Annotated in this window: 21 protein-coding genes and 1 pseudogene; 14 read left to right on the forward strand and 8 right to left on the reverse strand. The window is 58.8% G+C overall.

Annotated features, from left to right (window positions below; all coding sequences use genetic code 11):
* Positions 1-6 precede the first annotated feature (6 nt).
* On the reverse strand, positions 7-990 hold the full coding sequence (gene acuI / locus ACYZTL_RS04230; protein WP_461950719.1) for an acrylyl-CoA reductase (NADPH): 984 nt from the start codon (positions 988-990) through the stop codon (positions 7-9).
* Positions 991-1201: 211 nt separating this feature from the next.
* Here acuI and ACYZTL_RS04235 point away from each other — a divergent pair, with 211 nt between their 5' ends.
* The 8 genes and pseudogenes from ACYZTL_RS04235 (at position 1202) to ACYZTL_RS04270 (ending at position 6416) form a co-directional block, all read left to right on the forward strand.
* The gene (locus ACYZTL_RS04235; protein ID WP_461950720.1) at positions 1202-2266 is read left to right on the forward strand and encodes an NAD(P)H-dependent flavin oxidoreductase; all 1065 of its coding nucleotides are present in this window, start codon (positions 1202-1204) and stop codon (positions 2264-2266) included.
* Between the two features lie 262 nt (positions 2267-2528).
* Positions 2529-3296, forward strand: a complete 768-nt coding sequence (gene modA / locus ACYZTL_RS04240; protein ID WP_461950721.1) for a molybdate ABC transporter substrate-binding protein — start codon at positions 2529-2531, stop codon at positions 3294-3296.
* The gene (modB, locus tag ACYZTL_RS04245) at positions 3297-3977 is read left to right on the forward strand and encodes a molybdate ABC transporter permease subunit (RefSeq protein ID WP_461950722.1); all 681 of its coding nucleotides are present in this window, start codon (positions 3297-3299) and stop codon (positions 3975-3977) included.
* A 3-nt stretch (positions 3978-3980) separates the two neighbouring features.
* Entirely contained in the window at positions 3981-5060 is a 1080-nt protein-coding gene (gene modC, locus ACYZTL_RS04250) for a molybdenum ABC transporter ATP-binding protein (protein ID WP_461950723.1), read from the forward strand.
* 16 nt (positions 5061-5076) lie between these two features.
* Positions 5077-5187, forward strand: a pseudogene (locus ACYZTL_RS04255) (DNA topoisomerase IB); the annotation flags it as partial.
* A gap of 71 nt (positions 5188-5258) precedes the next feature.
* Positions 5259-5480 (forward strand): hypothetical protein, encoded by a 222-nt coding sequence (locus ACYZTL_RS04260; RefSeq protein WP_461954250.1) that lies wholly within the window; start codon positions 5259-5261, stop codon positions 5478-5480.
* A gap of 115 nt (positions 5481-5595) precedes the next feature.
* Complete coding sequence (locus ACYZTL_RS04265) at positions 5596-5826, forward strand: hypothetical protein (RefSeq protein ID WP_084319985.1); 231 nt, start codon at positions 5596-5598, stop codon at positions 5824-5826.
* Between the two features lie 305 nt (positions 5827-6131).
* Positions 6132-6416: a hypothetical protein gene (locus ACYZTL_RS04270; RefSeq protein WP_461950724.1), complete on the forward strand. Its 285-nt coding sequence runs from the start codon at positions 6132-6134 to the stop codon at positions 6414-6416.
* Here ACYZTL_RS04270 and ACYZTL_RS04275 read toward each other — a convergent pair.
* Positions 6413-7096, reverse strand: a complete 684-nt coding sequence (locus tag ACYZTL_RS04275; protein WP_461950725.1) for a TetR/AcrR family transcriptional regulator — start codon at positions 7094-7096, stop codon at positions 6413-6415. The two genes, ACYZTL_RS04270 and ACYZTL_RS04275, sit on opposite strands and share 4 nt — an antisense overlap.
* Positions 7097-7251: 155 nt before the next feature.
* On the opposite strand from ACYZTL_RS04275, the gene ACYZTL_RS04280 reads away from it, so the two are divergent.
* The 6 genes from ACYZTL_RS04280 to ACYZTL_RS04305 all read left to right on the forward strand — a co-directional run bounded on the left by ACYZTL_RS04280 (position 7252) and on the right by ACYZTL_RS04305 (position 13803).
* Entirely contained in the window at positions 7252-8088 is an 837-nt protein-coding gene (locus ACYZTL_RS04280) for an NAD(P)H-binding protein (RefSeq protein WP_461950726.1), read from the forward strand.
* 208 nt (positions 8089-8296) lie between these two features.
* Complete coding sequence (locus tag ACYZTL_RS04285) at positions 8297-8500, forward strand: hypothetical protein (protein ID WP_461950727.1); 204 nt, start codon at positions 8297-8299, stop codon at positions 8498-8500.
* A gap of 279 nt (positions 8501-8779) precedes the next feature.
* On the forward strand, positions 8780-10150 hold the full coding sequence (locus tag ACYZTL_RS04290) for a tyrosine-type recombinase/integrase (RefSeq protein WP_461950728.1): 1371 nt from the start codon (positions 8780-8782) through the stop codon (positions 10148-10150).
* Positions 10151-10767: 617 nt separating this feature from the next.
* Positions 10768-10986 carry a helix-turn-helix domain-containing protein gene (locus ACYZTL_RS04295; RefSeq protein ID WP_461950729.1) on the forward strand — a complete coding sequence of 73 codons (219 nt, stop codon included), beginning with the start codon at positions 10768-10770 and terminating at the stop codon, positions 10984-10986.
* Positions 10986-13370 (forward strand): phage/plasmid primase, P4 family, encoded by a 2385-nt coding sequence (locus ACYZTL_RS04300; protein ID WP_461950730.1) that lies wholly within the window; start codon positions 10986-10988, stop codon positions 13368-13370. The genes ACYZTL_RS04295 and ACYZTL_RS04300 overlap by 1 nt, the downstream gene beginning before the upstream one ends.
* A gap of 142 nt (positions 13371-13512) precedes the next feature.
* Positions 13513-13803 (forward strand): hypothetical protein, encoded by a 291-nt coding sequence (locus ACYZTL_RS04305; RefSeq protein ID WP_461950731.1) that lies wholly within the window; start codon positions 13513-13515, stop codon positions 13801-13803.
* A gap of 987 nt (positions 13804-14790) precedes the next feature.
* Here the strand turns inward: ACYZTL_RS04305 and istB are convergent.
* The 6 genes from istB to ACYZTL_RS04335 all read right to left on the reverse strand — a co-directional run bounded on the left by istB (position 14791) and on the right by ACYZTL_RS04335 (position 23824).
* A complete protein-coding gene (gene istB, locus ACYZTL_RS04310) occupies positions 14791-15594 on the reverse strand; it encodes an IS21-like element helper ATPase IstB (protein WP_461950426.1) in 804 nt (267 codons plus the stop codon).
* Complete coding sequence (gene istA, locus ACYZTL_RS04315) at positions 15587-17086, reverse strand: IS21 family transposase (RefSeq protein ID WP_461950425.1); 1500 nt, start codon at positions 17084-17086, stop codon at positions 15587-15589. The genes istB and istA overlap by 8 nt, the downstream gene beginning before the upstream one ends.
* Positions 17087-17539: 453 nt before the next feature.
* Complete coding sequence (locus tag ACYZTL_RS04320; protein WP_461950732.1) at positions 17540-18958, reverse strand: efflux transporter outer membrane subunit; 1419 nt, start codon at positions 18956-18958, stop codon at positions 17540-17542.
* The gene (locus ACYZTL_RS04325) at positions 18955-22149 is read right to left on the reverse strand and encodes an efflux RND transporter permease subunit (RefSeq protein WP_461950733.1); all 3195 of its coding nucleotides are present in this window, start codon (positions 22147-22149) and stop codon (positions 18955-18957) included. Before ACYZTL_RS04325 ends, ACYZTL_RS04320 begins: the two co-directional genes overlap by 4 nt.
* A gap of 11 nt (positions 22150-22160) precedes the next feature.
* Positions 22161-23405 (reverse strand): multidrug efflux RND transporter periplasmic adaptor subunit MexE, encoded by a 1245-nt coding sequence (mexE, locus tag ACYZTL_RS04330; RefSeq protein ID WP_461950734.1) that lies wholly within the window; start codon positions 23403-23405, stop codon positions 22161-22163.
* A 140-nt stretch (positions 23406-23545) separates the two neighbouring features.
* On the reverse strand, positions 23546-23824 hold the full coding sequence (locus ACYZTL_RS04335; RefSeq protein WP_221398666.1) for a LysR family transcriptional regulator: 279 nt from the start codon (positions 23822-23824) through the stop codon (positions 23546-23548).
* Positions 23825-23862 lie beyond the last annotated feature (38 nt).

Below are 23862 nucleotides of genomic sequence, written 5' to 3' on the forward strand. Positions count from 1 at the left end.
TTGCTTTTAGCGATTCACATCCACCACCACCCTTCCGCGCAACTGACCGGCGAGCAAGCGCGGTGCTGCGTCGATGGCTTCACTCAAACCGATTTCGTGACTGATCAGTGGCAGCAAAGCGAAGTCCAGATCCTTGGCCAGTCGGTTCCACGCGAGCACGCGTTTGGCTTTGGGCTGGGTCACGCTGTTGATGCCGGCCAGGGTCACGCCACGCAAAATGAACGGTGCAACGGAGGCCGGAAAGTCCATGCCTTGCGCCAGACCACAGGCGGTGACAGTGCCGTTGGCCTTCGTGCTGGCGCAGGCGTTGGCCAGGGTGTGACTGCCGACCGAGTCGATCACGGCTGCCCAACGCTCCTTCGCCAGCGGCTTGCCCGGTTCGGACAGCGTGGCGCGGTCGATGATTTCGCTGGCGCCCAATTGCTTGAGGTAATCGTGTTCGGAGGTGCGGCCAGTGGACGCGACCACCCGGTAACCGAGCTTGCTCAGCAACGCGATGGCGAAACTGCCTACACCACCGTTGGCGCCCGTGACCAGGACGTCGCCCTGCTCTGGCGTCACGCCGTTATGCTCCAGCGCCAGAATGCTCAGCATCGCCGTGTAGCCGGCGGTGCCGATGGCCATTGCCTGGGCAGCCGTGAATTCCCGAGGCAATGGAATCAGCCAATCGCCATTCAAACGTGCCTTCTGCGCCAGCCCACCCCAATGCCCTTCACCTACACCCCAGCCATTGAGTACGACCTGATCACCGACCTTGTAGTCCGGATGCCCACTGACTTCGACAGTCCCCGCCAGATCGATGCCCGGCACCATCGGGAATTTTCGCACCACCGGGCTGCTGCCGGTGATCGCCAGTCCGTCCTTGAAATTCAGCGTGCTGTACGCCACACGCACCGTCACATCGCCCTCGGGCAGTTGATCTTCATTGATCTCTTGCAGTGTGGCCCGGTAACCGCTGTCGTCTTTGTCGATCAAAATGCCTTGGAACATCGTCGTCTCCTAATCGATCACTCAGTTGAGATGCAGTTGAAATATCACACTGCAACATTTTGCCGTACCCGACTTTAAGCCAATCCGAGCGTTCCCATTACCGGTGATCGCGCACCTCATGTAAAAACTCGATTGGTCTTGCGCCCGTCATTGCTGATACAAATTCCGTTCTACCGCCCCTGCCCAGTTTTGACGCCGGAGAACCTTGCAAATGAGCCAATGGCCAGACACCCGAATTCTTGATCTGCTTGGAATCGAACTGCCAATCATCCAGGCCCCGATGGCCGGCGCCACCGGTACGGCCATGGTGATCGCGGCGAGCAATGCAGGTGGCCTGGGTTCGATGCCCGCGGCCATGTTGAGCACCGAGCAGTTGCGCGAGGAATTGAAGACGATCCGCCAACACAGTCAGCGCCCGTTCAACGTCAACTTCTTCTGCCATCAACCGCCGGCGGCCGATGAGCAACGCGCTCGGGACTGGAAGAATCTGCTGGAGCCTTACTACCGGGAACTGGGCGTGGATTTCGACGCGCCGACGCCGGTGTCCAATCGTGCGCCGTTCGACAACGCGACCTGCGAAGTGATCGAAGAATTCCGTCCCGAAGTGGTGAGCTTTCACTTTGGCCTGCCGGAAAAATCCCTGCTGGATCGCGTCAAGGCCACCGGTGCAAAAGTACTGTCTTCAGCCACGACCGTCGAAGAAGCGATCTGGCTTGAGCAGCATGGCTGTGACGCGATCATCGCCATGGGTTACGAAGCCGGCGGCCATCGGGGCATGTTTCTCAGCGACGATCTGAGCAGCCAGGTGGGTATCTTCGCGCTGGTGCCGCAAATCGTTGATGCAGTGAAAGTGCCGGTAATTGCTGCCGGCGGTATTGCCGATGCACGAGGCGTCGCGGCGGCGTTTCTGTTGGGTGCTTCGGCGGTGCAAGTGGGTACGGCGTATCTGTTCACGCCGGAAGCCAAGGTCAGCGCCTCTCATCACAAGGCGTTGCGCACGGCCAAGGAAAGCGAGACCGCTGTCACTAATCTTTTCACCGGCCGCCCGGCGCGGGGGATTCTGAATCGGGTCATGCGTGAACTCGGGCCGATGAGCGACAAGGCACCGGCCTTCCCATTGGCGGGTGGAGCGTTAATGCCGTTGCGGGCGAAGGGGGAAGCGGATTTCAGCAACCTTTGGGCCGGGCAGGCATTTACGTTGGGGGTTGAGATGACGACGGCGGAGTTGACGCGGCGGCTGGCCGAAGAGGGATTGGCGAAACTATTGCACCGGTAGGGATAAGACCTGTGGCGAGGGGATTTATCCCCGTTGGGTCGCGGAGCGGCCCCGCATTTGCAGCTTCATCCAACAAATTTGCGTCTGCTGCGCAGCCGAACGGGGATAAATCCCCTCGCCACAGGCAAGCTCCCTCGCCACAGAGATTTAATCGCACCATTCAATCCCGTTTCAACACATTCCGTTTGTAGGCATTTCGCTATATATTCCGCTATATAGCGTTTTCACCTCTCGCTGTACTTGCCTACCACGGAGCCGTTTCATGACCATTCGTGCCTCACGTTTTGCCCCAACCTGCCTGGCGAGCCTGCTCGTGGTGTTCGCCATCGGCGCTGCCCAGGCCGATGAAGTCCAGGTCGCTGTCGCGGCCAACTTCACCGCGCCGATCCAGGCCATCGCTGCCGATTTCGAGAAAGACACCGGGCACAAACTGGTCACCTCCTTTGGTGCAACGGGCCAGTTCTACACCCAGATCAAAAATGGCGCGCCGTTCGAAGTGTTCCTCTCGGCGGACGACACCACCCCGCAAAAACTCGAAACCGAAGGCGACACGGTCAAGGGCTCGCGCTTCACCTACGCCGTCGGCACCCTCGCGCTCTGGTCGGCCAAGGAAGGTTATGTCGATGCCAAGGGCAAAGTGTTGAGCGACAACCAGTACCAGCATCTGTCGATCGCCAACCCGAAAGCAGCACCTTATGGCCTCGCCGCCACCCAGGTACTGGCCAGGCTGGGGCTGACCGACAAGGTCAAAGACAAGATCGTTGAAGGCCAGAACATCACCCAGGCTTACCAGTTCGTTTCCACCGGCAACGCAGAGCTGGGCTTCGTCGCCTTGTCACAAATCTACAAAGACGGCAAAGTCACCAGCGGTTCGGCGTGGATCGTTCCGGCCAACATGCACGAGCCGATCAAACAAGATGCGGTGATCCTCAACAAAGGCAAGGACAACCCGGCCGCCAAGGCACTGGTTGACTACCTCAAGGGGCCGAAAGCCGCTGCTGTCATCAAGTCCTACGGTTATCAACTCTAAATGACCCTATCGAGTGCCGACTTTTCCGCGATCTGGCTGACCCTGAAACTCGCGTCCCTGACGACGGTTATCCTGCTGGTGATCGGTACTCCGATTGCGTTGTGGCTGTCGCGCACCCAGTCCTGGCTGCGCGGCCCGGTCGGGGCGATAGTCGCCCTGCCCTTGGTGTTGCCGCCCACGGTGATTGGTTTTTATCTGTTGCTGGTGCTCGGCCCTAACGGCTTTGTCGGCCACTTCACCCAGTCACTGGGGCTCGGCACCCTGACGTTCAGTTTTGCCGGGTTGGTCATCGGTTCGGTGCTCTACTCAATGCCGTTCGTGGTCCAGCCGCTGCAGAACGCTTTTTCTGCCATCGGCACCCGTCCGCTGGAAGTGGCCGCGACCTTGCGCGCCAATCCCTGGGACACCTTTTTCAGTGTAATCCTGCCGCTGGCCCGACCGGGTTTCATCACGGCGGCGATTCTCGGTTTCGCCCACACCGTCGGCGAATTCGGTGTGGTGCTGATGATCGGCGGCAACATTCCCGACAAGACGCGCGTGGTCTCGGTGCAAATCTACGATCACGTCGAAGCCATGGAATATGCCCAGGCCCATTGGCTGGCCGGGGCGATGCTGGTGTTCTCGTTTGCCGTGTTGCTGGCGCTGTACTCCAGCCGCAAAACCAAAGCAGGCTGGAGCTGATTGATGATTCATACCCGTCTGAAACTGAGTTACTCAGGGTTCGCCCTGGATGTGGATTTACAACTGCCGGGCCGTGGCGTCACCGCGCTTTACGGTCACTCCGGCTCGGGCAAAACCACCTGCCTGCGCTGCATCGCCGGTCTTGAACGGGCGGAACAGGGTTTTATCCAGGTCAACGATGAAGTCTGGCAGGACAGCGACCGGAAGATTTTCGTAGCGCCGCACAAACGCGCGCTCGGTTATGTCTTTCAGGAGGCCAGTTTGTTTCCACATCTGTCGGTGCTGGCGAATCTGCAATTCGGTCTCAGGCGAATCCCGAAACAACAGCGCCGGGTCGACATGGCTCACGCGACTGAACTGCTAGGCATCGGCCATCTGCTGGATCGTCACCCGCAAAACCTTTCCGGCGGCGAACGGCAGCGCATCGGCATCGCCCGCGCCCTGCTGACCAGCCCGAAGCTGTTGCTGATGGACGAACCGTTGGCGGCGCTGGATGCGCAACGCAAAAGCGAAATCCTGCCGTACCTGCAACGGTTGCACGATGAGCTGGACATCCCGGTGCTGTACGTCAGTCATTCCCAGGATGAGGTGGCGCGACTGGCCGACCACATCGTCCTGCTCAGCCACGGCAAAGCGCTGGCCAGCGGCCCCATCGGTGCAACCCTGGCCCGGCTCGACCTGCCTTTGGCGTTGGGCGATGACGCTGGCGTCGTGATCGAGGGCCACGTCAGTGCGTATGACGCCGACTATCAGCTACTGACGTTGCAACTACCGGCTAGCGCACTGAACATTCGCGTGACGCACACGCCGATGGAGGTCGGCCAGGCACTTCGCTGCAAGGTTCAGGCGCGTGATGTCAGCCTGAGCCTGCAAAGCGTCGAGCACAGCAGCATCCTCAATCGTCTACCGGTGACAGTGGTCAGTGAAATGGGCGCGGACAACGCCGCCCACGTGCTGATTCGACTGGATGCGGCCGGCACGCCACTGCTGGCACGGATCACCCGCTACTCCCGGGATCAATTGAACGTGCACCCCGGCCAGCAACTCTGGGCGCAAATCAAGGCGGTGGCGGTGCTGGCGTAAATCCGCTGGCACGTCTGCATTGGCCGAGTTACCACGCCCGAGAACCTGTAAAGGCCTCAGGGCCGAAGAAGTCGGGCTGGCGATGTACCTGGAACGGATGATCGAAGCGTCTCAACCGACGAACTGACCTGTCCATTTTTTGCACGATCACGAATGACTTCTATAGTTGTTGTGACAGAAATCAGCTTCGGTGACGCCATGGAAGACATTTACGTTGTGAAACCCTGCAACAAGATCATTATTCATGGCCGCCGCGCCGGGGAAACCGATCATCCGCCACCTGACGCTGAAGTCTGGTATCGCATCGCCGATACTCGCACCGATGGCTTCATCGGCGACGGCTTTGAAACTGAAGAAGATGCCCATCGCGCCTGCCGTCTATTCAATGCCCGATCGCAGGTGACGGCCCGACAAGGCTGAAGTCCGGGTCTATACTGAAAATGGCTGAGGGAACAGCGACCCCATCGGCAGAAAGCTCGCTCCAGGCGGGCTTTTTGTTGCCAACTGCCAGGTTTCTTGAACGGAGGTGTTTGCCATGTCCGAAAAAGAGTCCATCACCACCCTGCTCACCCTGCTTGATTCCCGCCAGGCTCGCTTGGCCGCGGCGTGCAAGGAAATCGCCGACTGGGTCGATCATCAAGGCGGGCACCCGACCGCCCTCAGAATTCGTGATCGCCTGAACGACATCGAGAAGGATGCGCCACTGATCCGCAGCACGTTGTCCTCGCTCAAGCCTGTCGACCCGCCGCTGCCAAGGTTCAGATGATTCGATCTGGACCCCGGACACGCGAGCACGGTCTGATTCAGGACGCATGAACGGCGACGTTTTCGTCACCGCGTGCGTACTTGCCTGATCATCTACTGCGCACCCCCCACCCGGCCTGGCGCCGGGATTTTTTTGCCCGGCCATTTCACACCGCGTTCACAACTCCCGCCGTACAGTGAACCCACTCCTTTTGATGAACCCCTTGGCTCGCCCGCATGCGGGCCATTTTTTTGCCCGTCGCCCGGTCGCCGAACGTCACTACTTGCGGGAGGTCCAACGATTACACGTCACGAAGGAGGCGTCTGATGGTTACTCACTTCAAAGTTGGCGGGCATCTGGCCTGCGGTCACAAAGGAAGCAAGCTCACCTCATCCACTGAACTGACCCGGGTGAAATGCAGAAGCTGCCGAAACACCGATGCGTTCAAGGATGCGCGAAAAGACCAGCGTAACGCTGCACGCCGCGCCGCACGCAAAGCCAAAGTCATTCACACCGCCAATGACTGGCGCGCAACGTGGGTCGAGCGGCTGACCGCGATGGACGGGCTGCAACGATTGCCTCGTGGCTTTACCGGCCAACCTTTCGTTTAACGGACAGGTCCGGCGGTTGCGACGTCATTCGTCCCAGCCGCCAACCCTGTGATTTCACGCAAAGACATTCGCTTGAATGCCTCGACCAGTCCGCGCCCTTCTTCGGGTTCACATGAGATGGCCAGGCGCATGGTCGCTTCACCCAAGTGCCAGATCAAAAATGCCGAAGCCTGAACCTGCCCCGCGTCACTGCCTGGGTACACTCGCAGCATCACGTCAGCCAACAGCCCGCCAGCAATCCGGCTTTCCTGCAGCTCCAGCGCCATGAGTTGTTTGTCTGCCTGCATGCCCGACCAGATGTCGCGCATCGCCGGTGTCGCCAGCACGATCTCGTAATACTCGTCGAGCAATTCTGAAAAGGCTGCGTTCAGCCCTTGCGCATCTTCAACCGCCGCCAGTGCCGCTTCGATACAGCGACGGCTTTCGGCGTTGTAACGCTCGGCCAGGGTTTGTATGACCGAACTTTTGTCGGGAAAGTACTGATAAAGCGAACCGATCGAAATCCCGCAGCATTCGGCGATTTCACTCATTTTGAGCTGATCGCTGCCCTTGCTCGCAGTCAATTGCGTCGCCGCCGCCAGGATTCGCTCCTGACGCTCGCGACTCCGCTGTTGTGTGGGATTGCGCCGGGCTGGCTCGGAGACAGGCAGTTCGACGACTTCGGTGGTTTTCTTGGGCATGGCCCGCTCCCCAATCAATAACATGACATAGGCTCACCTTAGCACTGCCCGTACGTCGGTTTCATCGCTTCCATCGGTTGACGATAAAAGATGAGGGTCTATCATCTTTTTCAAACATGAGTGTTACTCACATTAAACCGATGGAGATGAACGCGATGAAAACCAACCACGAAACCATCCTGATTCTCGGTGCAACGGGCAAAACCGGGCGGCGAATCGCTCAGCGACTGCAAGCGGACGGAGTGCCTGTTCGGCTGGGTTCTCGCGGGGCAAATCCAGCGTTCGACTGGGAGGATCGAAGTACGTGGGCAGCCGCGCTCGATGGCGTTCGCGCAGCCTACATCTCGTTCCAACCGGACCTCGCGATACCCGGTGCCGTTGAGACAGTGCAGGCATTTACCGATCAGGCGGTCAAGAGTGGCGTCCGCAAACTGGTGCTGCTGTCGGGGCGTGGCGAAGTTGAAGCGGAACAAGCCGAACGCATTGTTCAGAACAGCGGGGCCGACTGGACCATCCTGCGGGCCAGCTGGTTTTTCCAGAATTTCAGCGAAGCCCACTTTCTCGAACCGATTCTGCAGGGAGAACTCGCCCTCCCCGTCGGCAACATCGCCGAGCCCTTTGTCGACGTGGAAGACATCGCCGAGATCGCGATCGAAGCGCTGACCACGCCAGGACACGCAGGCCAACTGTATGAACTGACGGGGCCGCGAGCATTGACCTTCGCCGAGGCAGTCGCTGAAATTGCCCGTGAGACGGAACGGGATATCGCTTTCGTCGCAGTACCGCCGGACACCTATCGCCAGGCGCTGGAACAGGCACAGCTACCCGCCGAATTGATCGACCTGGTCCTTTATCTCTTTACTACCGTGCTCGACGGCCGCAATACACCACTGGCCGATGGCGTGCAGCGTGCACTGGGTCGCCCGGCGCGGGACTTCAGCGACTATGTTCGACGCACTGCCGTCACGGGTGTCTGGGAAAGCGAAAAGTGAAAGTGAACGCACCGCGCGGCCATCATGTCATTCGGACATCGAGCCACAAGATTAGATAGATCTAAGGCGATTAATATATCAATTGACTATAAATTCAATAGCGTCGTTTGCCGCTCCTTTTTGGCGATAAACCGTTTCCTCAACTAGGATTTCTAACGCATCAGAAACGCGCCAACCTTAGTGTGGAGACCCGATCAAGGAGGAGTAAATGACACCGATTCGTATGGCGGAGAAAACCTACCGCACCTGGTCCAGCCCAATCTTGCTGGAGCTCAAGGAGAGACAGCATCAGTTGGATCCGGCAGCTCGCGAGGCACTGCAAAACGTCCTGATGGAAAGAAGGCTTGTGGACATCGGAAGCCCTTCCGGCACCGAGCGGCGCGAAAAACAGGAAATTGACGGTCAAAAATAGCGGACCAGAAACACAAAGGGCCTGCATGAGGATTCTCACGCAAGCCCTTGAAATAGATGGTGCCCGAAGCCGGAATCGAACCGGCACGCCCTTACGAGCGGGGGATTTTAAGTCCCTACACTTTCTATCCGGCTATGTTCGCTAGTGTTTTTAGTTCTAGTAATTCCCCTTGTAAATCAATGCTCCTGACCTATCCTTAGTCTGTACCTGTTCGCTTTTGTCCGCCTGTGTTTGGCACCTAACAGATACGCAATAGACACAGAGTCGGGAGGAAAGGCCATGAGCAGCTGGACCGACAAGACGATTGAAAAGGCCGTCCGCGATGCAACATCGGGCGACGACGTGTGGCTAACCGATGCGACAAAAGAGCGTGGCGTTGGCCGGTTGCGCCTGCGCGCCAACGGCAAGGGTGGCCGCTTCTACTACCGCTACTCCATGGACGGCAAGCAGGCGCAGGTGCTTTTGGGGGTCTACGACAGCACCGGGCAAGCGGGGCTCACTTTGAAGGGAGCCAGGATCAAAGCAGGTGAGCTATCAAAGATCTACCAGTCCGGCGTCCACGATTTGCATACGTATCTGGCGCATCAGGAAGCCGACCGGCAGGCCGCTATCAAAGCTGCCGCCGCCGCACGCGACATCGCCGAACGACAGGCCAAAAGTGGATCGCTCGAATCCCTGTGCAACGGCTACGTGGCGCACTTGGAACGGCTGGGCAAAACCAGCGCCAAGGCAGTGCGCAGTCTGTTCAAGAAAAACGTGATCACTGCATTCCCACACTTGGCCGCCACCCGTGCGCAGCACGTCAGCCATAGGGACGTAAACACCGTGCTGGCTACACTGATCGACGGCGGTAAGGGCCGCACCGCTGGCAAGCTGAGAAGCTACCTGCGTGCTGCCTATACGCTCGCGCTCGATGCGGAATATGACCCAACCGTCCACCCTGACCTGCACGGCTTCGCCCTGGAAGCCAACCCGGTCGCGGCCATACCGGCCAAGGCGTTCAAGCGCTACAACCGGGCGTTGAAGCGGGCGCTCAATGAGAGCGAGCTTCGCGCCTTCATGCTGGCGCTGGACCAGCAGCAGAGCCTGTACAGCAACATCATCACCCTGGCGCTGTTTCTCGGCGGCCAACGGCTCGCACAGCTGCTCCGCCTGCGTCCTGCTGACGTAGACCCGGATGGTCGCACCATTACCCTGCTCGACCCCAAGGGCAAGCGGGAAACGCCCTATGTGCATGTGGTGCCGCTGAACGAGAAAGCCTTCGGGATCGTTACGCGGATGCTGGCGGCCAACGGTAGCAAGGAGTTCCTGTTCGCCTTGAACGAAGTCGCTGTGCGCCCGGAAAAGCTGTCGGCGATTGTCGCCGATATCAGCGCGGTCATGGTGGAAGCCAAAACCGCGCGCGAGCCCTTCCAGCTCCGCGACATTCGCCGGACCTGCGAAACCATGCTCGCCGGCATGGGCATTTCCCGCGATGTTCGCGCCCGACTGCTGAGCCACGGCTTCTCAGGCATTCAAAGCGAACATTACGATATGTACGAGTACCTGGATGAGAAACGCGCCGCTTTGAACGCATGGGCTGCGAAGCTTGATGAGATCGCCACTGGTAAGACAGCGAGCAACGTCGTGGCGTTGCACGCGGGGGCATGAGCCATGCCAATCAAGGGAACGGTTCAAGTCCAGATTAGTCAGGTGCAAGCGGTAGAGGCGGCGCGCTGGCTGAGCGAGGAATACCGGCCAGATCAGGCATAGCAACTTGTACCGGCCGGCTGGTGCAATAAACAGATCGCACTTGCCCGTGAGATCAGCGCGATCCTAGACAAGGCGGCGCGGCGTAAGCGGCCGTCCCTGACGTTTGAGCTGAGCCTGCCCCGCGAGCGCGCAAGGTGGCTAGCGTCTTTCTACAGACCGGACGGCTGGTGTGACTTCGACGGTGTACAGCTACCTGGGCAGCCGGCCCCCGAACACATCCAGACCATCGCCGCCCTCTTCCTGCATGCTACCAGCAGGCACAAAGGCCGGCCGCTTCTGACCTTGTTGGACACTGTGCATCAATCGGAGCGCAGCGCGATGGCTGGAGCGGACCCGCGGGTGTTGCGCCGGCTGCGCAACCAAACGACGCCTGAGCGTGAATGGACAAAAGAGGAAACCGACGCAGCCGGTCCCGAGCCTGAATCCTAGAAAATTCTCCCGATTTTTTGTCCTCTCTTGCTGCTGCGGATAGGGAATAGGGTTTACTTAAATTCACGAGTTGCAGGTAAACCTTGATGAACAGCCCTATCGTCGAACCCCTTCTCCTCAGCCCGAACACTGCGGCCCGAATGCTCGACGTGTCGCGAAGCACTGTCTACGCGCTGATGAAAAATGGTGCCCTGGCCTGGGTGCCTTTTGGCGCCGACCGGCGCATTCCTGCCGCCGAGGTACACCGGTTGGCGAGCGAGGGCGTGCCGGCTATCACGAAAGCGGCCAAGACTGGTTTGCTGTGATGACGCGCGACGCAATGATCACCGCGTACATCGCTGCCGGGTTGGCGCTGGTGTCGATCCCGCACGGAAAAAAAGGCCCCACGGATAGGGGATGGAACCTGCCGGAAAACGTTATTCGCACTTGCGAACAAGCGGCTGCACGCATCGACGGCAGCAGCAACCTCGGCCTGATGCACGCCTATAGTGATCCACCGACCTGCGCCATCGACATCGATGACATGGCCGAAGCGCGCCAATGGCTAGCAGCACGAGGGGTTGATCTGGATGCGCTGCTGAGCGCGCCGGAAGCAGTACGCATCAACTCTGGCCGCGAAGGCCGGGGCAAGTTGTTGTATCGGCTGAATGCGCCGTTGCCACAAAAGAAGGCGAAGGTCGGCAAGAAAGACATCATCGACTTCCGCTGTGGCACGGAGGGGGACTTGACCGTACAGGACGTGCTGCCACCCAGCGTCCATCCGGACACCGGACGGCCATATGAGCTTGAGGGCGACATCGGCGCCATCCCGCCGATCCCCGCGAAACTGCTGGCCTGCTGGCAGGGCCTGCTGACTACCGGAAAGCAGGTCAGCAAGCCAGCCGACGCACCGTGCTCTGACGATCTACCTGAGCGCTTCGTCGAACTGCTGGCGGGTGACGCGGCCCTGCAAAAGCGCTGGAGCGGCATCATCGAAGGGCTGGAAGATCCTAGCCGCAACGGCCTCGACATGTCGCTGACCTCACTGGCGGTGAAGCGCGGATTCAACGATGCCGAGATTACGGTGATCCATCACGCATTCCCGCACGGCAAGGTATCGCAGGACGGTCGTGGCGATGACTACATAAGCCCCATGATCGCCAAGGCGCGGGCCAATCGTACTTTGTCGCGCACCGAGCCGTGGCTCACGGCTCACAGGCTGATCGCAGAATGGTTTACGACTGATGACGGCACGCGCCTGCTGCGTTATTGGAACGGCGACGCCTACGCCTGGTGCGACGGTGCGTACCGGATGCGCGAAAAGGCCGACATGACGGCCAGGATCTGGGACTACCTGGGCAGTGCGCGGCATTACGTCAACACGAAGAAAACCGCGTCATTCGGAGTCAACCGGGCAAGAGCCGGCGATGTACTAGGCGCACTGGAAAACGCTGCGCATCTGGATAGCAGCATATCCAATCCAAGCTGGATCGGCGGTGCGGATCATCCTGACATCTGCGCCGGTGCCGACCCGAAAGACCTGCTGGTATTGGCTGACGGTATCCTGCACATGCCGACCCGTGAACTGTTTCCGCATACCGCTGCGCTGTTTACCACCATGGCACTGCCTTACGTCTACGCGCCGAAGGCAGAACCGAAACAGTGGTTGGCCTTCCTGAAATCATTGTACGGTGATGACGTAGAGGCCATCGAGACGTTGCAGGAATTTTTCGGCTATTGCCTCACCACGGATTGCTCACAGCAGAAGATCCTGCTCGTTGTTGGCCCTAAACGCGCCGGTAAAGGCACGATTGCCAAGGTGCTGCGCGGGCTGATCGGTGACGCCAATTGCGTCGGGCCAACCTTGGCGAGTCTATCCACTCAATTCGGGCTGGAACCGTTAATCGGTAAACGGCTGGCGATCTTCTCCGATGTGCGCATCAGCGGCCACATCGACCAGAAACATCTGGCGGATCGTGTGCTCTCCATATCAGGCGAAGATGCGTTGTCCATCCCGCGTAAATACAAGTCGGATTGGACGGGAGCATTAAAAACACGCTTGTTGATGTTCAGCAATGAACTGCCAAAAATTCTGGATGACAGCAGTGCGTTGTCTTCACGCTTTATCATTTTACGCCTGACGAAGACCTTTTACGGCGTAGAAGATACAGGGCTGGCGGATCGACTGTTACTGGAACTGCCCGCCATTCTGAATTGGTCGCTCGACGGTCTGGAACGGCTTAATAAGCGTGGCTATTTCCAACAGCCTGCTTCGGCAATGGAACTGGTCAAGGAACTGGAAAAACTGACTTCACCGATCAGCGCCTTTATCGAAGATGAGTGCGTGGTTGATCCGGCAGCACAAGTCATGTGCGAGTGGCTTTATAGCTTTTATAAAATACATTGCCAGCGGGAGGGATGGCAGTACGCACCAAGCGCTGCCTCGTTTGGTGCTTCATTGCGGGCTGCACTGCCACAGTTGGAGCGGAAAAGACTAGGCCCGAAGGGTAATCAGCATTGGGTCTATACAGGTGTCGGTCTAGCCGGCGCAGCGCCCGCAGCAACCACCAAGCCCCATGTGGACAAGTTTTTTGAGGGGCACCAGCTTCCAGTGAAGGGCGGACCGGCAAAATCCTCTACTGCCGCCGAAACGGCTGAAATAGTTGATCTAGACGCTGTGAGGGCCAAAAACAGGGCTGAACTGCTGTAACGGTATCCCACGGTATCCTAGCAAAACCTCTTTGTAGGCTGAGTTTTTAAGGAAATATAAATATAGAGATAACAATAGGTATTCGCTGGGATACCGTGGGATACCGGCGACGGCGCTCATTGTGAAATGTGGAGTTTTTATCATGATGAAACCCAAAATGATGGTGCACAGCAGCCTCGCCCGCTGCATCACTTCGCCCGAAGAGGTGGAACGTTTGCTTAATCAAGGCTGGCTACTGGCCGCGCCGAAGCCGAAGACGGTGATGGCGAAGCAGATGCGGTCGCTGCGCGCTCGCCGAAGGGCTGAGGGGTGGCAAACGCTTTTACTATGGTTGGCACCTGAAGATATCGCAGCTGTTAAGGCAGCATTACTCCCCGGCGAAAGTTATGCCGAGCTGCTAATTCGTTTAGTACAAAAACAAAGTTTACTTTAGTGAAATCTGGGACAACTGGGACACAATTGGAAAACTCTCCGGATTCCCGTGTGGAAGGCCGAACGCCCTGGCGTGCGGCAGCGCAGCAGGATCGAAGCTACGGCGCTGGTGCAGGAAAAGCGTTTCAGACCTTGGAAAGACCACCAACGGATCTCTCACCGGGCCATCGGTGCTGAAAGGCTAAAACAGGGGATTCCTAATCCCTTGCTTTGGTGCATAGATACGCGGCTTACAGCGTGTTTATCGGGTGAAACAGCGATTTTAGTGTCTGTTGTGTGCCTATTAAGGGTCTTGAACCACCACCCAACCGCCCAGGAGGCCGCAGTCTACTGGAACGAGCCTGATGGTCACGTGTGGGAAATCCTCACGGTCAGCTATGCTCGTCAAACAGGCAATAGCGGTTCCAAAGACGCCGCCTAACAATTCAAGCCGAAGCCGCTTTGCGGCTCGACTTAATTCAGGCGTTAGATGCCGCGGGAGGCACATGGACGACCAAAAATTTCTTGCCCAGCGCATCAAAGACCTTGAAGCATCCGTCGCCTACTTTGCTCCTGGCAATGTGTTGCGGAGTCGTTTGTGCAAAACCTCCGCGCCCCCTATATCCACTCGAAAAACATGCGTGAAGGGTTGCTAACGACTGCGGCCGCCCCTAAGCAGTTGGTTGAAGCAGGCAGAAATCTGCCAGGAGTTGCTGGTTCAACGACCGGCAGAAATCGGCCGATTCTGTTGAAAAACTCGGCTTCGGTTTCCACGGCAGAAAAGTACGCGCCTGAGATTGAATTCTGTGTTTTGGGCAGAGGGTTCAGGACTCGGATTTCATGTCGGCGCTGATTGAAAACTGACCCACCCTGCCGATTGAAATTTGACCCAGGGCGGATTGCTGATTTTTGCATCAGCAATTGTGGATAAGCTTAGCAGTCGTGTCCCAGTGGACGAGGCATCAAGCCCCACCGCATGCAGGCATGCGGCAGGGTATCTTGGTGCAGATCAAAACGGCTCATCGTCCTCGGCACCATCATCGTCCTTGCGCTTTCGTTCACGTGATTTGATCTTCGTCTGGGCGACCAAGCTGCTGTGTTGCAGGCGGTAGGACTCGTTGCCCGTTTCGACGATGTGGCAGTGGTGTGTCAGCCGATCTAGCAACGCCGTGGTCATCTTGGCGTCGCCAAACACGCTCGACCATTCCGAGAAGCTGAGGTTGGTCGTGATGACCACGCTGGTGTGCTCGTACAGCTTGGACAGCAAGTGAAATAACAGGGCACCACCGCTCTGGCTGAAGGGCAAATACCCCAGTTCATCGAGTATCACCAGGTCTGTGCGAAGCAGCCCTTGAGCGATTCGGCCTGCCTTGCCGTCGTACTTTTCGCGCTCCAGTAAATTGACCAGATCCACCGTGGAGTAGAAGCGCACGCGTTTGTGATGCGTCGTGATCCCGGACACGGCCAAGGCGGTGGCGAGGTGTGTTTTGCCTGTTCCAGGCCCGCCGATGAACACGACATTTTGCGCGGTATCGGTGAACTCCAGGTTGGACAGATCCCTGACCAGGCGGGCGTCAGCGCTGGAAGCGCTGAAGTCGAAGCCGGCCAAATCACGATGCATGGGGAGTTTGGCCATGTGCATCTGATGATTCACAGACCGTACGGCACGATCTGCATGTTCTTGTTGAAGCAGATGTTCGAGCAGCCATTTCGACGAGGTCGTTGAGGCCTCTCCTTGGGAAGCCAGTTCTTCCCAGGCGCTGGCCATGCCATGCAGACGCAGTTCTTTGAGTTCCGCCATAAGATCACGCATTGCGAGTCTCCTCATCGGTGGTACGGAGCCGGTCGTAGCGTGCCGTATTGGCGACAGGCGCTATCTTGAGTTGAAGGCTGGTTTCGGCGGACGGAGGGGCTGCTGTCGATGTCAGTCGAGCCAGGACATTCAGGATGTGGTCAGCGCTCAAGCTGCCTGATTCAAGTACCAACTCCACAGCCACCAACACGGCATCGAGCCCGGCGATGGGAACAGCCGCCAGTACCTGCGTCATGATTCGATCACCGTTGGTGTGACGCCTCAGACCGCGTTTTAGCAGTTGCAACGGCTTCGGCAGATCAGCAAACGGAGCGCCATTGCGCAGCGCTCCGGGCTTGCGTTCGATGAGCGGGATGTAGTGCTGCCAGTCGAAGCTGACCTGGTCTCGATCAAAGAGGCGCTTGTGACTGGCAATCGTCGTTTCATCGGCGATGACTACAATCCGCGAAGGATACAGACGGCTGCTGACCCACTGGCCGACCCGCTCACACGGCACCGAGTAGCGATTTCGCGCCACGCTGATCAGGCAGGTGCTGGAGACCCGCACGGTGCGCTCGACGTAACCATCAAAGGCGGTCGGCATCGGCATCAATTCAGCGCGTTCCAGCTCCAGGACGTCCGCCACTGTCAGCCCGTTGTACTGCGGGTGCACCAGCTCGTCCCAGAGCGCACGGCAGCGTTGGCCGAGCCAAGCATTCAGTTCCTCGAAGGTGTGGAACATGCAGTTTTGAGCATCGAGCCAGATGCGCCGTCGGCTGTCTTGGACGTTCTTTTCAACGATACCTTTTTCCCAGCCGGAGGCCACGTTGCAGAAGTCCGGGTCGAACAGGTAGTGCGCGCACATCACGGCAAACCGGGCATTGACCGTGCGGCCCTTGCCCTTGTTGACCTTGTCGACAGCGGTCTTCATGTTGTCGTAGATGCCGCGACGCGGCACCCCACCTAACGCGCCAAACGAGCGGGTATGGGCATCGAACAACATCTCGTGGCCTTGGCTGGGATACGCAACCAACCAAAATGCGCGACTGGCGCACAGCTTCATGTGGGAGACCTGGATGCGTCGGAACAGGCCGCCAATCAGCAGACCTTCTTCGCTCCAGTCGAATTGAAAAGCCTCACCGAGTGCGAACGTCAACGGTACAAAGGCACGTAAGGATTTGCCTTGCTCACCGCGCCACGAGCGAATGAAGGCGGTGAGCTGGCTGTAGCCGCCGTCGTAACCCTCGGCCTTGATCAGCTCAAGGAGCGCTTTGGCGCTCCTGCGGTTGTGCTTTGCCCGAAACGAATCGGCCTTGAGCGCCTGCTCCAGCGTCTGGTGAAATGGACTGAGTTTGTTGAAGGCTGCGCACCGCTGGTACGCCGGCTGAGTTGCTTCGGGCGCTCTGACCCATTTTCGGATGGTGTTTCTCGACAGCCCGGTACGCTTGGCTATCTGATGCAGCGACAGCTTGTCGCGAAAGTACATCCGCCGAATTTTCCCCAACATTTCCATGCTGATCACCCTGTGTTCTCCTGCTCGGAAAGCGAGCAGAAGCAGTTGAACACCTGGGTCAGTTTTCAGTCGGCAGAACAGCCTTTACTGGGTCAGTTTTCGGTCAGCGGCAACAATCCAGGCGGCTTGCGGCCCCAAAGGTTCGCGCATTCGTCGACTTCATGTGTGATAAATATTCAGACATGTCTCTTGTTCTGAGGGGATAGAACTTATTTAAGCGTGACTAGTGTGCCCGCTACCGTGGGTCGTAGCAGCCACTCGCGAACGTCCGCAATTGGCTGATTTCTGCCTGTCGCCACCGTCAGCTTTGGGTCGAAAGCACTCCTTCATAATTAACACCTATCGCCCAGAAGCCGTCGCTCGTCGAAGCCGCTTTCGACCAAGCCAAACAACCGAAATATCCGACAGGCCGATCCACACCGTCAACGTAGGGCGATAGATTTCACGCCAGCATCAGTTCGTTGCTACAACTTCTTTGCCACCACTGTCCCACCCTCCCCCAAGCGCTTTATAGATCGCGACAATTCCCCGGTACTGGTCAATTTCACCCAGTGCCTGAGCATCCTCGGCGTTCAGTCGCTCACGCTGTGCGTCGAGCAACACCAGATAATCCACCGTGCCTTCCTTGTACTGGATAGCCGCGAGGTCTGCGGCGGCTCGGCTCGACTCACTTTGTTTGATTAACGACAGCAACCGCTGCTGGCGTTTGCCGTAGTCGCTAAAGGCGTTTTCCGACTCTTCCAGTGCCAGCAGTACTTGCTGCTCATAGGTGGCCAAGGCGCCTTCGGCATTGGCGTCGGCACCACGAATGCGCGCCCGTACGCTGCCCAGGTCAAATGCCGCCCAGGTAATGCTCGGTCCCAGCCCCCAGGCTCGGGCAGCACTGGCGCCTATCTGCGAACCACGGCCTGCGGTGAAACCGAGGAATCCGCTCAAGCTCACCCTCGGGAACAGGTCGGCGGTGGCCACGCCGATATCTGCCGTAGCGGAAGCCAGCCTGCGCTCGGCGGCGAGCACATCGGGACGCCGGCGCAACAACTCGGCGGGATCACCGATCGGCAGCGCTTTGGCGATGGCCGGCAACTCGGCGGGGCTCAGCGACACGCTCAATGTGTCCGGGCGCTCACCCAAGAGTGTGGCGATGCGGTTTTTCTGCCGCACCTGCTCCGCTTGCAGTTGTGGAACAGTCGCCTCGACAGCCGCCAAACGTGCGTCGGCACGCACCACATCGAGTTCATTGCCCACGCCCGCGTCGCGCAGGCTGACGGTCACGGTGCGCGAGTCCTGCTGATTCTTCAGGTTCGCCAGGGCGATTTTTTCCCGTAGCTGCGCGCCCCGCAATTGGCCGTAGGCATCCACCAGCTCGGCAATCATCGTCACGCGAAGCTCATACAAGTCTGCCGCCGCTGCGTCTTCCTGGGCGTTGCTGGATTCCAGTTGGCGCTGGATCCGGCCGAACAGATCGACTTCCCACGCCATGTCCAGGCCCAGATCGTAACGCTCGATATTGACTCGGCTGTCGGTCTGACCGGGCACTTGCGACTTGCCCTGTTGACTGCTGACGCGGCTGGTGACGACCGGCAAATTGTCGTTGCTGATGTTGTCACGAATCGCCCGGGCTGCTTTCCATCGAGCAAACGCGACGCGCAAGTTGCGGTTGCCTTCCAGGGATTTGCTCACCAATTGGTTCAGCGTGGGGTCGTCGAACTGCTGCCACCACACCGTTTCAAAACGTGATTGATCGTAGTGACCGGTTTGCGCCGACACGATGTGGGCAGGCGCGGTGTCGGGCGTTTTGTAGTCGGGGCCCACTGTGCAGGCAGCGAGCGCGGCGACCAGAAGGCTGGGTAAAAAAAGCTTCAAGGTGTTCATTGATGTGCCTCCTGATTGAGTGCGTTTGCCTGATGAGCCTTGTTGACCTTGCGCGCGTTTTTGCGCTCGATGTAGCGACGAATCAGAACGAAGAACACCGGCGTCAGCAGCAGCCCGAAGAAGGTCACACCGAGCATCCCGGAGAACACCGCGACACCCATCGCACGGCGCATTTCCGAGCCGGCGCCAGTGGATGTCACCAAGGGGATCACACCCATGATGAAGGCGAAGGACGTCATCAGAATCGGCCGTAGGCGCATGCGGCAGGCTTCCAGTACTGCATCCAGCGGCGACAGGCCCTGGTCCTGTTTGTCCTTGGCGAACTCGACGATCAGGATCGCGTTCTTGCAGGCCAGGCCGACCAGAACGATCAGGCCAATCTGGGTGAAGATGTTGTTGTCACCCTTGGAAATGATCACCCCGGCAATCGCCGACAGCAGGGTCATTGGCACGATCAGAATCACCGCCAATGGCAGGCTCCAGCTTTCATACAGCGCAGCCAGCACCAGGAATGCCAACAGCACGCAGAGTGGGAACACCAGCAGGGCCGTGTTGCCGGACAGAATCTGCTGGTAGGTCAGGTCGGTCCATTCGTAGGTCATGCCGTTGGGCAATTCTGCCTTCAGCAGTTTTTCAATGGCGGCCTGTGCCTGGCCGGAGCTGTAGCCGGGGGCTGCACTGCCGTTGATTTCTGCGGTGAGAAAACCGTTGTAGTGGGAGACCCGGTCTGGGCCTGACGTCGGGCTGACCTTGACGAACGTGGACAGCGGAATCATCTCGCCGCGATCATTGCGCACCTTCAACTGGCCGATCTGTTCAGGCTCTTGGCGGAACTGTTGCTCGGCCTGCACGTTGACCTGATAGGTGCGGCCAAAACGGTTGAAGTCGTTGGCGTACAGCGAGCCCAGGTACACCTGCAAAGTGTCGAAAATGTCATTGATCTTCACGCCGTGAGTCTTGGCTTTTTCCCGGTCAATGGCGGCTTCGACCTGCGGAACGTTGACGGTGTAACTGGTGAACAGGTTGGCCAGTTCCGGAACGCTACGGCTCTTGGCGATGATGTTCATGGTCTCTTTGTACAGCTCGTCATAGCCCAGGTTTCCGCGGTCTTCGATCTGCAGACGGAAGCCGCCGATGGTGCCCAGGCCTTGCACCGGCGGTGGCGGGAATACGGCGATGTAGGCGTCCTGAATGCCACCGAACTTGGCGTTGAGCGAGGCGGAAATCGCCCGGGCTGACAGGCTTGGATCTTTACGCTCATCGAAAGAACTCAAGCCGATGAACGCAATACCGGCGTTCGGGCTGTTGGTGAAGCCGTTGATCGACAGTCCAGGGAATGCGACGGCGCTGTCGAAACCCGGCTCGTTCATGGCGATGGTGCTCATGCGGCGAATCACCGATTCCGTGCGATCCAGACTCGCGGCATCCGGCAGTTGCGCGAAGGTCACCAGGTACTTTTTGTCCTGGGTCGGCACGAAGCCGGTCGGCGTGGTGCTGAAACCCATGTAGGTCATGGCGATCAGGCCAGCGTAAATCAGCAAGGCCACACTGCTGCCGCGAATGATTTTGCCCACCGCAACCACATAGCCATGGCTGGCCTTTTCGAAGACACGGTTGAACGGCTTGAACAGCCAACCGCCCAGCAGGCGATCCAGCACTTTGGAGAAACGGTCTTTCGGCGCGCCATGGGCCTTGAGCAACACCGCCGCCAACGCCGGTGACAAGGTCAGGGAGTTGAACGCCGAGATCACCGTCGAGATGGCGATGGTCAACGCAAACTGTTTATAGAACTGTCCTGTCAGGCCAGAGATGAATGCCGCTGGCACGAACACCGCGCACAGCACCAGCGCCGTGGCGATGATCGGACCGGTCACCTCGCCCATGGCTTTTTTGGTGGCCTCCATTGGATTGAGGCCCAACTCGATGTTTCGCTCGACGTTCTCCACCACCACAATCGCATCGTCGACCACGATGCCGATGGCCAGCACCAGGCCGAACAGCGACAAGGCATTCAGCGAGAAGCCGAACAGGTGCATTACGGCAAACGTACCGATCAGCGACACCGGCACCGCCACCAACGGAATGATCGAGGCGCGCCAGGTTTGCAGGAACAGGATCACCACCAGCACCACCAGGATCAGTGCTTCGAACAGCGTGTGCACCACCGCTTCAATCGAACTGCGGACGAAGATGGTCGGGTCGTAGACGATCTCGTAGTCCATGCCTTCCGGGAAGTTGTTCTTGAGCCTGGCCATCGTCTCCCGTACCTGGTCGGAGACGTCGATCGCATTGGAACCGGGGCGCTGGAAGATCGGCATCGCCACCGCTTCCTGGTTGTTGAGCAAGGCGCGCAAAGCGTATTGGTTGGAACCGAGTTCAATCCGGGCAATGTCTTTGAGGCGAGTGATCTCGCCGTCCGGGCCACTGCGGACGATCACGTTTTCAAACTCTTCTTCGCTGACCAACCGCCCCTGGGAGTTGATCGACATCTGAAAGCTTGTGGCATTGGGTGCAGGGGGCGAACCCAGTTGCCCGGCCGCGACTTGACGATTCTGTTCACGCACCGCGTTGACGACGTCTGTCGCGGTCAGGTTGCGTGAAGCGGTCTTGTTCGGATCGAGCCAGATACGCAGCGAGTAGTCACCGATACCGAACATCTTTACGTCACCGATTCCGTTCAGGCGAGTCAGCTCATCCTTGACGTTGAGGATCGCGTAGTTGGACAGGTACAGCATGTCGTAGCGCTTGTCCGGCGAGGTCAAGTGCACAACCATCGTCAGCTCGGGCGAAGCTTTATCGACGGTGATACCAATGCGCGTCACTTCTTCGGGCAGCTTGGGTTCGGTGCGGGTCACGCGGTTCTGGACTTGAACCTGGGCGTTGTCCAGATCGGTGCCCAAGGCGAACGTCACGGTGAGGGTGAGCCGGCCGTCAGCCGTGGATTGCGAGGACATGTACAGCATGTTCTCGACGCCGGTGATGGCTTGCTCCAAAGGGGCCGCCACGGTTTCGCCGATGACTTTCGGGTTGGCACCCGGGTAGTTGGCGTGGACGACGACGGTCGGTGGAACCACTTCGGGGTATTCGCTGATCGGCAACTGGAACAGCGAGATGGCGCCGGCGATCAGGATCAGCAGCGACAGCACCGCTGCGAAGATCGGTCGCGTGATAAAGAACTGGGAGAACTTCATGTCGAGGCTCCTTATCCGCGAGGTGCAGCGGCAGATTCCGCTTTCACCAGAGCGGGTGACTTAGCGGAATCTGGTTGATTGGAGGCATCGATCGCCTGACGCTGGCGGGCCAGTGTGGCGACCGTTTCCGGGCTGGCCATCGGCGCGTCCTGAGGATCGATCACCGCGCCGGGCCGAACGCGCTGCAGGCCGTTGATGACGATGCGATCTTCTTTCTGCAAGCCGCTGCGCACGATGCGCAAGCCTTCAAGCTTCGGCCCCAGATCGACGCTGCGATAAACGGCCTTGTTGTCCTGATCGACCACCAGCACGAATTTCTTGCCGAGATCGGTGCCCACCGCTTCATCTTTGATCAGCAGGCCGAGATAGGCGGCGCTGCCCACCAGTTTCAACCGGGCATACAGGCCGGGGGTGTACTGACCGTCCGCGTTGTCGAACACCGCGCGACCACGGATGGTGCCGGTTTTCGGATTGACCTGGTTGTCGACAAAGTTCATCTGCCCGAGGTGGCTGTTGCCCTCCTCGTTCGACAGGCCCATATACACCGGCGTGGCTTGACCGCGCTGGCCCTGGCGGGAAAGCTGGCTGTACTTGAGGAACAGGCGTTCGTCCGCATCGAAATAGGCGTAGACCTTCTCGGTGGAGACCACGCTGGTCAGTGGGGTGGTGTCGGCGGTCACGATGTTGCCGGCGGTGATTTCCGCACGGCTGACCCGGCCGGTGATCGGCGCGGTGACGCGGGTGAAGCTGAGGTTCAAACGCGCGAGATCCAGCTGCGCCTGAATGGCATCGACACCGGCCCTGGCTTCCTGCGCGGTGGTGGTGCGGGTATCGGCCAACTCGGCGGAGATCGCGTTGCTGCTCAACAACCGCTGGCCACGCTGCGCTTCGTTCCCGGTGCGGACCAGGGCGGCGCGTGCCTGTTGCAGCTGCGCCTCGATGCGATGTACTTCATGTTCGAACGGCCGTGGATCAATCTGGAACAGCAAGTCGCCTTTCTTCACCAGCACGCCATCGGTAAACGCCACACGTTCGATCTGGCCCGAAACCCGTGGACGAACCTCAACGGTTTCCGGTGCTTCCAGGCGAGCGGTGACTTCATCCCATTCGGTAATAGGCTGCTCAAGCACTTTGGCGACGGTGACGTGCGGCGCCCCCGGAGCCTGAACGGCGCTGGGTGTGCGTTCACACGCGACAAGCACCACCAGCGCCAACGCAGCCAAGGGATAACGCAAAGGTTTGAGTGACTGTTCCATGGGGAGTGTCCGCCAGACGATTTAGGAGTTTCCGGATTCTCGGCCTCGCGCGAGGTCACGACGAATCGAACGGAGTGAAGTTGGCTATCACCAATAATGATAGCCGTCATGTATAAGGGCAAAAAAAGGGACCGACCCGGTTAAACCTTGGTATTGGTGATCGCAGTACAAACGGAATCCAGCGCCGGCCCCAGCGTCTGTGCCGCACTCAATGCCCGTGCGGTGGGCACCATCCGGCGGCCGATGCGCTCGAACAAAGGATCGTTGAACAGCCTTCGCAAACGCACCAGCGCCGCGCTGACGGCTGGCTGACCCAGCGATAATTGCTCAGCAGCGCGAGTGAGGTTGCGCTCCTGGATGAGCGCTTCGAATACCACCAGCAAATTCAGATCAATACTGCGCAGATCGTTACGTTTCATGGGTCAGGTCCACGTAGGGATTTTTGACTTGAGCCACA

Source organism: Pseudomonas sp. LB3P81 (assembly GCF_054897965.1).

Excerpts from the sequence above, each read along its gene's own strand:
- modA (WP_461950721.1), top strand. The coding sequence starts at position 2,529 with ATGACCATTCGTGCCTCACGTTTTGCCCCAACCTGCCTGGCGAGCCTG.
- ACYZTL_RS04260 (WP_461954250.1), top strand. The coding sequence starts at position 5,259 with ATGGAAGACATTTACGTTGTGAAACCCTGCAACAAGATCATTATTCAT.
- ACYZTL_RS04235 (WP_461950720.1), top strand. The coding sequence starts at position 1,202 with ATGAGCCAATGGCCAGACACCCGAATTCTTGATCTGCTTGGAATCGAA.
- ACYZTL_RS04295 (WP_461950729.1), top strand. The coding sequence starts at position 10,768 with ATGAACAGCCCTATCGTCGAACCCCTTCTCCTCAGCCCGAACACTGCG.
- ACYZTL_RS04265 (WP_084319985.1), top strand. The coding sequence starts at position 5,596 with ATGTCCGAAAAAGAGTCCATCACCACCCTGCTCACCCTGCTTGATTCC.
- ACYZTL_RS04285 (WP_461950727.1), top strand. The coding sequence starts at position 8,297 with ATGACACCGATTCGTATGGCGGAGAAAACCTACCGCACCTGGTCCAGC.
- ACYZTL_RS04280 (WP_461950726.1), top strand. The coding sequence starts at position 7,252 with ATGAAAACCAACCACGAAACCATCCTGATTCTCGGTGCAACGGGCAAA.
- istB (WP_461950426.1), bottom strand. The coding sequence starts at position 15,594 with ATGCGTGATCTTATGGCGGAACTCAAAGAACTGCGTCTGCATGGCATG.
- ACYZTL_RS04335 (WP_221398666.1), bottom strand. The coding sequence starts at position 23,824 with ATGAAACGTAACGATCTGCGCAGTATTGATCTGAATTTGCTGGTGGTA.
- ACYZTL_RS04320 (WP_461950732.1), bottom strand. The coding sequence starts at position 18,958 with ATGAACACCTTGAAGCTTTTTTTACCCAGCCTTCTGGTCGCCGCGCTC.
- acuI (WP_461950719.1), bottom strand. The coding sequence starts at position 990 with ATGTTCCAAGGCATTTTGATCGACAAAGACGACAGCGGTTACCGGGCC.
- modC (WP_461950723.1), top strand. The coding sequence starts at position 3,981 with ATGATTCATACCCGTCTGAAACTGAGTTACTCAGGGTTCGCCCTGGAT.
- ACYZTL_RS04325 (WP_461950733.1), bottom strand. The coding sequence starts at position 22,149 with ATGAAGTTCTCCCAGTTCTTTATCACGCGACCGATCTTCGCAGCGGTG.
- ACYZTL_RS04300 (WP_461950730.1), top strand. The coding sequence starts at position 10,986 with ATGACGCGCGACGCAATGATCACCGCGTACATCGCTGCCGGGTTGGCG.
- mexE (WP_461950734.1), bottom strand. The coding sequence starts at position 23,405 with ATGGAACAGTCACTCAAACCTTTGCGTTATCCCTTGGCTGCGTTGGCG.
- ACYZTL_RS04290 (WP_461950728.1), top strand. The coding sequence starts at position 8,780 with ATGAGCAGCTGGACCGACAAGACGATTGAAAAGGCCGTCCGCGATGCA.
- ACYZTL_RS04270 (WP_461950724.1), top strand. The coding sequence starts at position 6,132 with ATGGTTACTCACTTCAAAGTTGGCGGGCATCTGGCCTGCGGTCACAAA.
- ACYZTL_RS04305 (WP_461950731.1), top strand. The coding sequence starts at position 13,513 with ATGATGAAACCCAAAATGATGGTGCACAGCAGCCTCGCCCGCTGCATC.
- istA (WP_461950425.1), bottom strand. The coding sequence starts at position 17,086 with ATGGAAATGTTGGGGAAAATTCGGCGGATGTACTTTCGCGACAAGCTG.
- ACYZTL_RS04275 (WP_461950725.1), bottom strand. The coding sequence starts at position 7,096 with ATGCCCAAGAAAACCACCGAAGTCGTCGAACTGCCTGTCTCCGAGCCA.
- modB (WP_461950722.1), top strand. The coding sequence starts at position 3,297 with ATGACCCTATCGAGTGCCGACTTTTCCGCGATCTGGCTGACCCTGAAA.